Origin of the sequence: Povalibacter uvarum (assembly GCF_014202975.1) — a bacterium.
In the GTDB taxonomy this organism is placed as follows: domain Bacteria; phylum Pseudomonadota; class Gammaproteobacteria; order Steroidobacterales; family Steroidobacteraceae; genus Steroidobacter; species Steroidobacter uvarum.
On record NZ_JACHHZ010000003.1, the window covers coordinates 523,179 to 537,071 of the forward strand.

Below are 13,893 nucleotides of genomic sequence, written 5' to 3' on the forward strand. Positions count from 1 at the left end.
ATACGCGTGCGGCGGAATCGAAATGAGCATGCACGCGTCGCCCTCGCGTGCATAACCACGCTCGCATTCCCATCCTCCTGAGCGGCTTGGGCGGGCGTTGTCCGGCATTGCAACTGTCTCGGCACCAAGGGCGTTCCCGTCGAACACTCCGCTCGCCGCAATCAGCAGAGTCGCGAGTGCGCAGGCACGCGCCCGTTGCATGGTCTTCAGAAAGTTTCCTTCGCCGAGGCGGCGGGATGTGGATGGAATCGCGATTGTCCTGGACGTGGGCAGTCGCGATATGCGCCTCGTCTGCAGAACGATCGAACGTGCTGCGGCTGACGGGACAGATGGGTCGAGTGTGCGCTCTTGAGTCGAAAATAGATACGGCGACGCCGGTGATCCGCTGTGCGTGTCGGCAATATGAGGGTTCATGCACGGCGTCGAAACTCATCGGACACGACGGGCGTCGGGGTGTATAGTCGGTGCGGCTCGCAACCTTTCTCTTTATTCCGTCGGCCCCGGGCGTCCGTCCGGTTCGCGCTGATCCAGTAAACCGAATCGCTCCGAACCCAAGCCGACACCACTGCTGTCGAGTTTTTACGGCATTCGGCACTGAGCCTCTTCAGGCGGCTGCACTACCCCAGCGAGTACGCAAATGTGCAAGATCCATGCGGGCAATCCGCCCTTCTCAGCGCCGGAGCAATCAGTGCGCGATCCGTTCATTCGAGCTTCCAGTCGATGACGCTTCATCGGCGGTGGCGATCACCCCCGCGCCTTGCGCGACTCGGGAATGAGCAGGATCGAGAATGATCCTCACGGCAGCCCTCATTGCCGCCCTGCTTGCTGTTGTCGGGCTCTGGCGAAAGCTATCGACGGTGGAAAACGAGAACGAGCACCTTCGCGTCGAGATAACCCGCTTGCGGGCCCGTGCCCGCAAGCTCCGTGTTTGAGGAGATCGCGAGCATCGCCCGCAAGCGTCGAGGCGCCTGAGCTAAGAAGTCATCGCAGGTCGAACCGATCCAGATTCATCACCTTGCTCCACGCAGCCACGAAGTCTTCGGCGAACTTCTGCTGCGCGTCCGCGCTCCCGTACACCTCGGCCAGTGCGCGCAGTTGCGAATTCGATCCGAAGACGAGATCGACGCGCGTGCCGGTCCACTTCACCGTGCCCGTCTTGCGGTCACGGCCTTCGAACACATCCTTCGCGTCCGACGCCGCCTTCCACTGCGTACCCATGTCGAGCAGGTTCACGAAGAAGTCGTTCGTGAGTGTCTCGGGGCGCTTCGTGAAAACCCCGTGCTTCGACTGGCCGACATTCGTGTTCAGCACGCGCAGCCCACCGATCAGTACCGTCAGCTCCGGTGCAGTCAGCGTCAGCAGCTGAGCCTTGTCGATGAGCAACGCTTCGGGGGGTACCACGTAACGTGCCTTCTGATAGTTGCGGAAGCCGTCCGCGACCGGTTCGAGCACCGAGAACGACTCCACGTCCGTCTGCTCCTGCGATGCGTCCATGCGCCCGGGAGAGAAGGGCACCGTCACGTTCACGCCGGCATTCTTCGCGGCCTGTTCGATGCCGGCATTGCCTGCAAGCACGATGAGATCGGCGAGCGAAACTTTTTTGCCGCCAGTCACTGACTTGTTGAAGTCGGCCTGAATGCCTTCGAGCGTCTGCAAGACCTTCGAGAGCTGAGCCGGCTGATTCGCCTGCCAGTCCTTCTGAGGCGCGTGTCGGATGCGTGCTCCGTTGGCGCCACCGCGCTTGTCGGAGCCGCGATACGTCGATGCCGACGCCCACGCAGTCGAAACGAGCTGCGAGACGGTCAGGCCCGACGCCAGGATCTTTTCTTTGAGCGGAGCAATGTCACTCGCGTCGATCAGTGGATGGCTCGCCTTGGGAATCGGGTCCTGCCAGATCAGTTCTTCGGCGGGCACTTCCGGTCCGAGATAGCGGGCTCTCGGTCCCATGTCGCGATGGGTCAGCTTGAACCAGGCGCGCGCGAATGCATCGGCGAACTGGTCCGGGTTCTCCATGAACCGCCGCGAGATCTTTTCGTATTCGGGATCGAAGCGCAGCGACAGGTCGGTCGTGAGCATCGTCGGCAGCAGCTTCTTCGATTTGTCGAACGCATGCGGAATCGTTGCGCCCGCGCCCTTGGCAACCCACTGATGCGCGCCGGCGGGACTCTTCGTCAGCTCATACTCGTAGCCGAACAGATTCCAGAAGAAGTTGTTGCTCCATTTGGTCGGCGTGGTCGTCCACGTGACCTCGAGGCCGCTGGTGATCGTGTCCGCGCCCTTGCCCGAGCCGAACTGGTTGCGCCAGCCGAAGCCCTGGGATTCCAGATCGTCAGCTTCGGGTTCGACCCCGACATTCGTGGCTGCGGCAGCGCCGTGAGTCTTGCCGAAAGTGTGACCGCCTGCGATCAGCGCGACGGTCTCCTCATCGTTCATCGCCATGCGGCCGAACGTATCGCGGATGTCCTTCGCGGCGAGCAGCGGATCGGGATTGCCATCGGGGCCTTCCGGATTCACGTAGATCAGGCCCATCTGAACGGCGGCAAGCGGATTCTCGAGCCGGCGTGTGTGCACATCGCCATCCGCATCGTCGTCCGATACGAGGACACCGTGTCCCTCCACGACGCCCGGCGAGCCGTGTGCGTAGCGCAGATCGCCGCCGAGCCACGTCGTCTCACGACCCCAGTACACGTCCAGGTCGGGTTCCCACACATCCTCGCGTCCGCCGCCGAAACCGAACGTCTTGAAACCCATCGTTTCGAGCGCGACGTTGCCGGTGAGGATCATGAGATCGGCCCACGAAATTGCGCGACCGTATTTCTGCTTGATCGGCCACAGCAGACGTCGCGCCTTGTCGAGACTGACATTGTCCGGCCAGCTGTTGAGCGGCGCGAAACGTTGCTGGCCACGACCGCCGCCACCGCGCCCGTCACCGGTGCGGTAGGTGCCCGCGCTGTGCCAGGCCATGCGGATGAAAAGAGGTCCGTAGTGACCGAAATCCGCGGGCCACCATTCCTGGGAGTCGGTCATCAGCGCGGCGATGTCCTTCTTCAGCGCCGCGAAATCGAGGCTCCGGAATTCATTCGCGTAGTCGAAGGTCTCGCCCATCGGATTCGACTTCGCGGAATGCTGATGCAGCAGATCGAGCCGCAGCTGATTGGGCCACCAGTCCCGGTTCGTCGTCCCGCCGCTGTGCTTGAACGGACACTTGGGTTCGGCTGCCATGGCTCATCTCCGGCTTGATAAGGTGAGGTGACGGTACGCGCGGTCGGACCGCGGGTGAAGTCGATTATTCTTAGTGGGCCGATAGACGATCCCTATCTGTGGAAGCCGCAATGGAAGCGGGCTAGCCGGTAGCCAGCTAGCCTGCTGGCCGGAGAAGTGCCGTCCGCCATCTCAGAACGCGTGGCCGGCACTGCGGACGGAGCGGATGATCATCTCGCTGACGTCCACGTCGGCGGGCTGGGAGATCGCGTAGAGCACTGCGCGAGCGATCGCATCGGCACTCAGGGCAACGCTGCGCAGTTGCTTGACGGAAGTGGCGGTGCTCTCGACGGTGATGTCCGAGCCCAGCTCCGACTCGGTCACGCCTGGGGAAAGCAGCGTGACGCGAATCGTGTCCATTTCCTGGCGCAGTCCTTCGGTGATTGCACGAACCGCGTACTTGCTCGCGCAATAGACGCCGAACTGTGCGCCGACTGCATGCGCACCCGTGGAGGCCGTGTTGATGATGTGACCGCTGCCCTGCGCTTCCATGACAGGAAGGGCGGCGGCGATGCCATTCAGCACGCCTTTGATATTGACGTCGACTATGCGGTCCCATTCATCCGTCTTGAGCGCGTTCATCGGTGACACGGGCATGACGCCGGCGTTGTTGAACATGACGTCGATGCGACCGAACTTTTCCTTCGTGAAGGCCACGAAGGCCTTCACGTCCTCCTTGCTGGTGACATCGAGGCTTCTGTACTCAGCGATGCCGCCGTGTGCACGGATCTCCGAGGCGATTTTCGCCAGCCGCTCGGTGCGGCGTGCTCCGAGGACGACGATCGCGCCGTTGTCGGCGAGTACGCGAGCGGTGGCTTCGCCGATCCCGCTGCTCGCGCCCGTGATGAGCACGACGCGATTCACGGCGGAGTTCGCAGCGTTGATATTGATGTTCGACATGAGCTTTCTCCCGTTGGTTTGAAGAGTGTGGCGACGGGAGACAGTCTCGTTTCAGGGTCCTTCGGATTGGATACCCAGACCTCCGGGGTGATTGCCTATTCCTGCAAAGCACGGAATCCGGCGGTTGTGGCGGCGCAGGCCTGCGTGTATGGTCGGTTCGAAATGGCACTTGAAATCAACACGATAGAGGCTGAGCGGCTGCGCGAGCTCGCGGCGCTCATCGCCAGATACTCCACCGGCGACGGCATTCACGCCACGGCGGTAAAGGGGATGTCCTGCATCCGGCTCTCCGAGCCGAACCTCAAATTGCCGTCGGTCTATCAGCCGTCGATCTGCGTCATCGTGCAGGGCGCGAAGCAGGTGCTGCTCGAGGAAGAGATCTATCGATATGCGCCGCCGCAGTTCCTTGCCGTCTCAGTGGATCTGCCGCTGCTCGGCCAGGTCGTCGAAGCAAGCGCGGAGCGGCCCTATCTTTGTCTGCAAATCGCAATCGATCCGCGCCAGATCGGCGAACTGATCGCGCAATCAGGCGATGCGTCGTGGACACGTGGCGATACTGAGCGCGGCCTGTTCGTTGGGGAGCTCGATGGCGTAACGCAGGAGGCTGTGCTCCGGCTCGCGCGGCTGCTGGACACGCCGAAGGATGTTCCGATGCTCGCGCCGATGATGTTGCGCGAGCTTCACTATCGTCTGCTGAGCGGCGAATACGGATCGGTGATCGCTCAGATGGCGATTGCGGGCAGCAACACTCACAAGATCGGGCAGATCCTGCGCAGGATCAAAACGCATCTCGCCACGCCGATGCGAGTGGAGGAACTGGCCGCAATGGCGAACATGAGCCCATCGTCGTTCCATCAGCACTTCAAGGCCGTCACGGCGATGAGTCCGCTGCAGTATCAGAAGCGATTGCGCCTCACCGAGGCTCGCCAGATTCTGCTTTCCGAGAACATCGATGCTGCGACCACAGCGTATCGCGTGGGCTACGAAAGCCCTTCGCAGTTCAGTCGCGAGTACGCGCGCATGTTCGGCGCGCCGCCGATGCGTGATATTGCGGAGATTCGGGGCGCGCCGTGATGGCATTGCGACTGTTTCACTGCAAAGCTACAGTCACGTCGTCTATCTAACATCCAACGTCTCAACGAAGAGACGAGTTAACAATATCTCGGGAGGATTCGATGAAGGGTTTCTATCCCCGCGCTCTGGCCGGGGCAGTGCTTGCCGTTGTGTCGGCGACTGCCACCGCCGAATTCCTGGTGCTCGATACCGAACAGAAAGCGGCGTCCGCGGTCTCGGCCGGCATCTTCACCGCCAATCAGGTTGAGGGTCTGCACGCCGCTTTCTCCGGGGTAGCTCTGGACTTCGCTGATCTCGCGCTCCGCGTGGTGAGGGCCGCAACGACGCCTGAAGCCCTGTTGGCTGCACCAGCAGGCGTGACGATCAACTGCAGCATCTCTGGCTCGGTCAAAGCGCGCCTGACGAGCACGTCGCCCCGTGCATTGAAGTTGCAGTGGAACGACTGCGTGCTGACTCAGTATGGGCGCGTCCGTACTTTCGACGGTCCAATGACACTCGGCTTGCCGACGGACAACTTCCGTCCGCAGAGACTCACGTCGATTCGCCTCGGTGACGACACCGACTGGTTCGTCGAGCGGCGCCGCAGCGAGATGCCCGACCAGATCGACAGTTCGCAGACGAAGTACTGCCTGTCCTTGCGCGGTGATATTCCTACTTACGATGCGTACCCGTCGGGCATCGCGGCCGTCATAACGGCGGCTTATACGGTCGACGGCTACTCGGACTATCAGAGAGTGATCGAGTTTCCCGACGGACGTCCGGCCACGGTCGTCACGTACAAGCCAGTCGCGAACAACGTTCGCGTGCGCGAAACACGTAGCCAGATCGAGTCCGGCATGAGAGACGACTGGGAGATTCAGTTCCTGGGCGGCACAATGGCTGGGGAGCAGAGCGAGACGGGCTTTGGCCAATGGACGCAGGCCTTTGCGTTCGATCGCTACCGCACTCGCATGATCATCGACTATGCGGCCTGGACGATGGAGCGCTCGGTCAACGGCAATCTGAAGGTCGACTGGGCTCCCGTGTGGGGCAGCGGTGGCTGCATGAGCGGGTGGTATTCGTTCAGGACACGCACACCGCTGATCCGGAACGCCGACCTGTCCGTCTATGACGCGGGCGAACTGGTTGTGAATGATTCGGTCACGGCCAGGTTTCATTCGGCGGGTACTGTGCCAGCGGATCTGCCGGCACCGGTCAATGGCATGTTGCTCAACCTGCGTGTGAAGAACGTCGGCACGTTCAACTACGACGTCGCTACGCCGTCAGAAGCGCTTGTTCCGGTTGGCAAGTGCGTGCTCTGATCTTTTTCTGTAGCAAGTAGGCCGGGCAGCGCGTCTGCCCGGTCTCAGCGCTCTTTCTCGCATGGATGCCGCCACGCCGGACTCGCGATAGGATTGCCCGCAACGATGGCTCCGTCCGGAGGCCCGCCGTGGTTGCAGCGAGTGATTCGGGAACGATAGATCGGCGTGAGCTGTGCCTCCGCTTCCTGCGGTTCGCGGCCGCTCTCGCGCTTCCATCCATCTCACGTGCGGAGTTGCCACGCGGCTCACATGACGTGACCGTCGATCGGGACATCATGATCGCAATGCGCGACGGTGTGCGGCTGGCGACCGACGTCTATCGGCCCACGGGAGTCGATCGTCCAGTGCCCGTCATTCTCGAGCGGACTCCCTATGGAAAGTCCCAGGCGAGTTTGCGACACGCGAGTACAGAGATCGCACGTGCGTATGCGAGCCATGGCTACGCAGTCATCTATCAGGACTGTCGGGGGCGGGGAAAGTCAGAAGGGGCGTACGTCAAATACCTGAGCGACGGCGCTGACGGTTTCGATTGCTGCAGCTGGATCGTGAAGCAACGCTGGTCGAACGGCCGCATCGGAACGATGGGCTTGTCCTACGCTGCGCATACGCAGGCGGCACTTGCGAGTGCAGGTGCGCCGGGCGTCGTGGCGATGTTCATGGATTCCGGCGGCTTCTCGAATGCCTATCAGGGCGGCATCCGGCAGGGCGGCGCCTATGAGCTGAAGCAGGCCACGTGGGCTTTCAACCAGGCGCTGGAGTCACCGGAGGTTCGGGTCGATGCCGCGAAGCTGGCTGCGCTCAAAGCTGTCGACATCAAGGCGTGGTTCGCGCGCATGCCGTGGTCGCGTGGCAACTCGCCATTGAGCGCGGTGCCTGAATACGAGGACTACGTCTTCGATCAGTGGGAGCACGGCACATTCGACGCTTACTGGCAGCAGCCCGGAATCTACGCGAAGGGCTACTACGATCGATTCCCCCATGCGGCCACAATGATGCTCTCGTCCTGGTATGACCCGTATCCGCGAACGGTGATGGAGAACTACGAGGGATTGAGGGCGCATCGGCGCGGACCCGCGCGACTCGTGCTCGGGCCCTGGACTCACGGCAATCGTGAAGAGACTTTCGCAGGTGATGTCGATTTCGGACCGGACGCTGCGTTCTCGCGAGGCACCGGCGAGGACTACGTGGCGTTCAAGTTGCGCTGGTTCGACAAGTACCTCAAAGGCGTTGCGAACGGGGTCGACAAGGAAGCCGAGATTCGATTGTTCATCATGGGCGGTGGCAGCGGCCGCAAGAATGCGCAGGGCAGGCTCGAGCACGGCGGACGCTGGCGCGACGAAGCAGCATGGCCGCTTGGGCGAGCGAAGAACACACTGTTCTACTTGCGCTCCGACGGTGGACTCGCGCCTTCCAAACCGGTCGACGGTGCACCGAGGACATATCGCTACGATCCGCGCACGCCTGTGCCGACGATCGGCGGTACGGTGACCTCGGGGCAGCCTGTGATGGTCGGCGGCGCATTCGACCAGAAGGAGGCGCCGGAATTCTTCGGCTCGCGTCCGCCCTATCGGCCGCTGGCTGAGCGCCCGGATGTGCTCGTGTTTCAAACCGAGCCGCTTGCCGGCGATGTCGAGGTCACCGGCGTGATCGAAGCCGTGCTCTGGATCGCGTCGGATTGTCCCGACACGGACTTCACAATCAAGCTGATCGACGTCTATCCGCCGAGCGAAGACTATCCGCAGGGATTCGCGATGAATCTGACGGACGGCATTCTCCGCTGTCGCTATCGCGATGCGTGGGACCGTCCGCGGTTGATGCAGGCCGGCAAGGTGTACCAGGTCAAGATCGAAGCGTTCGCGACATCGAACCTGTTCAAGGCGGGCCATCGGATCCGCCTCGACATCTCGTCGAGCAATTTCCCTCACTTCGACGCGAACCCCAACACGGGCGATCCGGAGGGACAGTCGAAGACGACGCGGGTGGCGACGAACACGGTCTACATGGATGGTGATCGTCCGTCGCACGTCGTGCTGCCCATCGTGCAGCGCGGATAGCGGTAGAATCCGCGGGCCGCATCGCGGCTTGCAAGGTGACTCATGCGGTTCGTCGTTGCCCATCACAATCCGGTGTCGTGCGAGCGCTGGCGCAATGCGCTCGCGCGGGAATTGCCCGACGCCGAAGTATTCATCTGGAACGATGGGGAAACCCGGGAAGCAGACTATGCAATCGCATGGGCTGCGCCTTCTGCTGCGTTCTTCGCAAGACAGAAGCGCCTGAAGGCATTCTTCTCCACTGGCGCCGGTGTCGAGAAGCTGCTCGCAAGCTCATTCATGCCCGCGGAGCTGCCGGTAGTTCGTCTGGAAGACGCGGGCATGGGCAATCAAATGGCGACGTACTGCGTAGGCGCGGCGCTCCAATGGATACGCCAGGGTGAGGAGTACGCGGAGCATCAGCGGGCGAAGGCGTGGCAGCCACTGCCCAGGGTCGACCTCGCGGATTGGCCGATCGGCGTTTTCGGCCTGGGCGTTCTCGGGCAGCAGGTAGCTCACGCGTTCGCGGCGGTGGGATTCACAGTGAACGGCTACTCGCGCTCGCCGCACTCGATGCCGGGAATCCGAAGCTTCGCGGAATCGGGCGGGGAAGGGGATTTCGACGCCTTCCTGTCCGCCACCAGAGTGCTAGTGATACTGGCTCCGCTCACGCCTCAGACTCTCGATCGATTCGATCGCGATGAGCTGGGAAACCTGGCACCTCGTTCCTATGTCATCAACGTTGCGCGCGGTGAGTTGCTCGTCGACGAAGCGTTGCTCGCGCTGCTCGACAGCGGTCACCTGGCGGGTGCGGCGCTCGATGTCTTCCGGCAGGAGCCGCTCCCGCCAGAGCATCGGTTCTGGATGCACCCGAAGATTCGTGTCACGCCGCACATCTCGGCGATCACCGTGATCGAGCCATCAGCACGCCAGGTCGCGCAGAAGGTCCGGAGCCTCGAGCGAGGCGAGGCGATCAGCGGAGTCGTGGAGCGAAAGCGCGGCTACTGATCGAGGTGCGACAGCGCGAAATCGATCGCTGCGCACACGGCCGCGAGTTGAGCGGCATTGCATTGCTCAGGCGTAGCGCGCGGACTGTCGGGATAGACCTCGGTCGTCGTGGAGTAGCGCGCGCCGGCAACGCCGCCGCACAACCCGAGTTCGCGCATCGGATATCGGATCACACCCGGTGCCACGACTTCGGAGCCGATGATCCGACCCTTCTCATCCGACGGCGCGATGTGCGTCACTTTCGCGACCGCATCGATGATCGCCTGCTGGAATCCGGGTTGCGGATTCTCCGTGTCGTCGACGAGGTAGAAACCATCGGGAATCTCACCGGGCTCGAATGGCTTTCCGTCTCGCGCTGCAAGCGCAGGACGGTATTCGCTCTCGTCGGTATCGGTCGTCTCGTGCAGATCGATGTGCACCAGGAACTTTCCTCGCATCGGCGCGATCAGCTGCATCAATGCAGCCGACTCGCCCGCCGGGCTGTTCTCGCGAAAGGAGCGATTGGGATCGACCGCATTGGCGTTCCAGCGGTGAATCCGCTCGTAGGCCCATGGGCTGATGCACGGTGCAACGAGCAGGTTGACGCGGTCTGCGTAGTCAGCGGCCCTCTGTTCGATGAACTGCAGCGCGCCATGAACGCCGCTGGTTTCATATCCGTGTACGCCGCCGGTGACCAGCACCAACGGCTTGCCATCGCGCCAGTTGCGGCTGCGGATTGCAAACAGCCGATACAGATCTGGTGAGTAGTTCAGAGTGCCGTATTCAGAGACGTCGAAGCGCGTCGACAGCCGCTCGATCCGTTCGACCACATCGGTGACGTAGCTGCGCTGTCGCGACTGCTTCGACAACCACACCGCGCGCTCGGCGTTGCCCCAGGGAGTGCCGGGGGTGCCGATGGGGTAGAAATTGGATACAGCCGGCATTTGTGTTCCTCGATCGAAAAAGTCGCGGCACTCTAGCAACGTACGCAGCGCGGATCGAGCGTCCGTGATCGGTCTCCCGACGATGCAGGGAACTCTTCCGCCCCTGCGTTGTTGATGGAGTCGCATCCATGTTCCTGCGCTGCCGGGCTTTCGCTCCCGGCCAGGGCAGGGGTCTGATATCGTCCCGGTCCGGTCTCACCGCATAGTCGGGGTGCAGAATGCTCTCTCGGTCGCTGTTCGTGCTTCTTCTCACCGTGCTGGCCGTTTCCTTCAGTGGATGCGGCAAACGCGGCGGCCTCGTGTACGTGCTCGAAGAGCCTCAATCGATGACGCTGACCGCGTCCGCATCGTCGACGACCGCGAAGCCCGGCGATGCGATCGTGCTGCGCGTTGAACGGCGCACCGAGGGGAAGTGGAAACAGATCCCCCTGGCGGAGGTCCAGAAGGGACAATGCTGGGTGTACCAGCCTCCCGCGCAGCATGAGCCGGAAGTCGCGGACAACGTCCACTGGGCGATCGCGCCGGAGAATGGTGCCATCCTGAATCGCGATTTCCGGATGGATCACACCAAGGTCGCGACGATCAACATCAAGGGGACGATCACGTTCACTCCGGTCAGCAAGCTCAAGTGTGAAGACGATCGCGCTGTCGAAGGAACGCCGATCAGCATCGAAGTTTCGTGAGAAGGGTGAAGTCATGACCGAATCCAGAAAGTACTCCGAGTATCTGATCCTTTCCCGCGGTCAGTGGGACGAGAATCTGTCGCCCGAGCGGATTCAGAAGGCCATCGACGAGTTTTACGAATGGCATGCCGGTCTGGTCGAGAGCGGCAGGGCGAAGCCAGGCCAGCGACTCGCGCGGCCCGCGATGATGGTTTCCAAGGACGGTGTCACGGACGGACCGTTCGCCGAGACGAAGGAAGTGATCGGCGGCTACTGGTTCTTCCTCGCCGAAAGTCTGGCCGACGCGGCTGCGCTGGCCGCGAAGAATCCTTGCGTCGCCTGCGGACTGCGGTTCGAAGTCAGACCGATCGAAGTCGAACGGTGTTCGGCGTACGTGGAGACCAACGAGACGCCGGGCAGAAGGGCCGGCTAGCCAGCTAGCTGGCTTCCTCCCGGTATCGTGAAGTAGAACGTCGCCCCCTCACCTGGCGCACTCTGCGCCCAGATCCGCCCTCCGTGCCGTTGCAGGATTCGTGCGACGGTCGCGAGTCCGATCCCGCTGCCCGGAAATTCGCTCGGCGAGTGCAGGCGGTGGAAGGGCTCGAACAGCCGCTCCGTGTAGCGCATGTCGAAGCCCACGCCGTTGTCGCGGATGGAGAAGACTGTGTCGTCGCCGTCGCGGCGCAGGCAGAACTCGATGGACGCGGCGGTCGAGTTCCGGGTGTATTTCCAGGCGTTCTCGATCAGGTTCGTCATCGCGACGTTGAGCATGCGCCGGTCGCCCTGCACGATTGCTGCTGGCGGAAAGACAATCTCGACCTGGCGCTGCGGGTCATTCTCGCGCAGCGAGCTCACGATTTCCCTGGCGAGCTCGCACAGATCGACAGGCTCTCGATGCAGCTGCTGATGCGATGCCCTGGCGAGCACCAGCAAACCCTCGATGAGTTCGTTCATGCGAGCACCAGCGGCGCTGATGCGGTGGAGGTAGTGTTTCGCCTCGTCGTTCAGTGCGGCCGGCTGCTCCGCCAGCAGCAAGCCGGCGAACGCGTTGACGGCTCGTACAGGTGCGCGCAGGTCGTGTGATACGGAATATGAGAAGGCTTCGAGCTGCTTGTTCAGCTCGGCGAGCTCTGCCGTTCGCGTCGCAACTCGTGCTTCGAGTGAAGAGGTCAGCTGCTGTAACTGTGTGTGCGCGATAGCGCGTTCGAATTCGGCACCGATGCGATCGGCGAAGACTTCCAGGATCTGTCGCGACTCCGCACCGATTTCCACGGGGCCGCTGCTCCATACCTCGACGATGCCGATCAACCGTTCCTTGGCGTCGAAGATGCCGGCGCCGAAGTAGCCATAGACCGGCTGCCGCGCGAACGGAGCGTAGTCCGGAAACTCGATCCCTGCGTCCGAGAGGCTGATGTTCTGGCAGGAAGCGTTCAGTCGTGCACTCGGTGCGAGCGAGAGAGGGCTGCGGAAGGCACCTCCGGGCGCACCCTCAGCCCACACCGCCAGCGATTGCAGCGACTGCGATTCGTTCTCGTGGATGCAGATGGCTGCGTGCTCGGCGCCGAAGGCCTCGGTCAGCGGACCGAGGCAGCGATGAGCAAAATCTTCTGCATCGCGCGCAGGACCGAGTTGCGCCAGCAGCCGAAGCGCATTGTGAACCCGCGCGTGTTCGGTGATGTCGCGCACCACGCCGAGCATGCGGCCGTCGGAGAGCATCTGCGCGTTCACTTCGCCAATGAAGGAAGCGCCGTTCTTGCGCCGGAAGCGCCATTCACCGCGGATCGCCTCGCCCGTTTCGAGCTGCCTGGCGACTTCGACGAAACGTTTGTGCTCCTCGCGCTGGACGACGTCGATGACGTAGAGGCGTCGAAGCTCCTCGAACGAATAGCCGAGCATGTCGAGCCCGGCCCGATTGACGTCGATGTACCGGCCGTCGCTCGTTGAGATGAAGATGCCGTCGGACGCCTGTGCCACCAGCGCGCGATAGCTCTCATCGCTGCTGAGGAACAGCGTCATGAGCAATACGAGCGACACGAAACCGAATTCGCCCAGGAACAGCGAGTTCAGTTCGCCGAGCAGGACGAACATGTTGGCTACGAGGGCGACGGGAAGCAGGGTGATGCTGAGAGAGAAGACGATCGCGTGCTTGCGCTGGCCGCGGCGATACTGACTCAGGCACAAGGCATAGATGTACGCGTAGCAACATACCGTGACCAGCCAGAAAGCCATCAGTGCAGTGGGCAAATGCGGCAGCACATGAATCGTCGCTTCTTCACCCCAGGGCAGGATCAGCGTGACCAGTTGCGGCGGAGCACGCATTTGGGAACCGATCGGCGTCAGTTCGTACGCGACGATGACGAGGATGTAGAACGCGGACAACACTGTCGGAATCCAGCGTTTGCGGGCGGCTGCGTAGACGTAAGCGAACCAGGGCAGCACCGCCATCGACGCGGCGCCCAGGAGATTCGACCAGTTCGACGCGGCGAGATAGGACTCGACGTCTTGCGCGGAGTAGACGCCGATGTGCGAGAGCGCATGCCCTGCGACGAGTATCGCAAGCAGCGCGAAGACAAGGTGAACAGCACGGAATGACTGCCGCAGCCCCGCGACCAGGTGCGCGACGCCCGCATAGGCGCACGCGCTGGCCAGTCCGGCGACGATGCAGGCCAGAATACTCATGAGGCGCGCAGCCGGATCATCGGACTGCAGCGAACGGCGGGATGGCGGGCGACTC

10 protein-coding genes are annotated in these 13,893 nt (G+C 62.4%); 6 read left to right on the forward strand and 4 right to left on the reverse strand.

Annotation, left to right across the window (positions count from 1 at the left end; all coding sequences use genetic code 11):
* Positions 1-981: 981 nt before the first annotated feature.
* Together katG and HNQ60_RS13610 are read right to left on the reverse strand one after the other, a co-directional pair.
* Positions 982-3,222 carry a catalase/peroxidase HPI gene (katG, locus tag HNQ60_RS13605; RefSeq protein WP_184332641.1) on the reverse strand — a complete coding sequence of 747 codons (2,241 nt, stop codon included), beginning with the start codon at positions 3,220-3,222 and terminating at the stop codon, positions 982-984.
* Between the two features lie 171 nt (positions 3,223-3,393).
* A complete protein-coding gene (locus HNQ60_RS13610) occupies positions 3,394-4,161 on the reverse strand; it encodes an SDR family oxidoreductase (RefSeq protein ID WP_184332643.1) in 768 nt (255 codons plus the stop codon).
* Between the two features lie 162 nt (positions 4,162-4,323).
* Here HNQ60_RS13610 and HNQ60_RS13615 point away from each other — a divergent pair, with 162 nt between their 5' ends.
* The 4 genes from HNQ60_RS13615 (at position 4,324) to HNQ60_RS13630 (ending at position 9,574) form a co-directional block, all read left to right on the forward strand.
* Entirely contained in the window at positions 4,324-5,235 is a 912-nt protein-coding gene (locus HNQ60_RS13615) for an AraC family transcriptional regulator (RefSeq protein ID WP_184332645.1), read from the forward strand.
* A 101-nt stretch (positions 5,236-5,336) separates the two neighbouring features.
* Positions 5,337-6,536: a hypothetical protein gene (locus HNQ60_RS13620; protein ID WP_184332647.1), complete on the forward strand. Its 1,200-nt coding sequence runs from the start codon at positions 5,337-5,339 to the stop codon at positions 6,534-6,536.
* A 254-nt stretch (positions 6,537-6,790) separates the two neighbouring features.
* The gene (locus HNQ60_RS13625; protein ID WP_221304194.1) at positions 6,791-8,590 is read left to right on the forward strand and encodes a CocE/NonD family hydrolase; all 1,800 of its coding nucleotides are present in this window, start codon (positions 6,791-6,793) and stop codon (positions 8,588-8,590) included.
* Between the two features lie 42 nt (positions 8,591-8,632).
* A complete protein-coding gene (locus HNQ60_RS13630; protein WP_184332651.1) occupies positions 8,633-9,574 on the forward strand; it encodes a 2-hydroxyacid dehydrogenase in 942 nt (313 codons plus the stop codon).
* Here the strand turns inward: HNQ60_RS13630 and HNQ60_RS13635 are convergent.
* Positions 9,568-10,497: a M14 family metallopeptidase gene (locus HNQ60_RS13635; RefSeq protein WP_184332653.1), complete on the reverse strand. Its 930-nt coding sequence runs from the start codon at positions 10,495-10,497 to the stop codon at positions 9,568-9,570. The two genes, HNQ60_RS13630 and HNQ60_RS13635, sit on opposite strands and share 7 nt — an antisense overlap.
* A gap of 218 nt (positions 10,498-10,715) precedes the next feature.
* Between HNQ60_RS13635 and HNQ60_RS13640 the strand changes: the two genes are divergently transcribed.
* Positions 10,716-11,180, forward strand: a complete 465-nt coding sequence (locus HNQ60_RS13640; protein WP_184332655.1) for a hypothetical protein — start codon at positions 10,716-10,718, stop codon at positions 11,178-11,180.
* Between the two features lie 13 nt (positions 11,181-11,193).
* Entirely contained in the window at positions 11,194-11,592 is a 399-nt protein-coding gene (locus HNQ60_RS13645; RefSeq protein ID WP_184332656.1) for a YciI family protein, read from the forward strand.
* Here the strand turns inward: HNQ60_RS13645 and HNQ60_RS13650 are convergent.
* On the reverse strand, positions 11,589-13,838 hold the full coding sequence (locus HNQ60_RS13650; RefSeq protein ID WP_184332658.1) for an ATP-binding protein: 2,250 nt from the start codon (positions 13,836-13,838) through the stop codon (positions 11,589-11,591). The genes HNQ60_RS13645 and HNQ60_RS13650 overlap by 4 nt on opposite strands.
* Positions 13,839-13,893 lie beyond the last annotated feature (55 nt).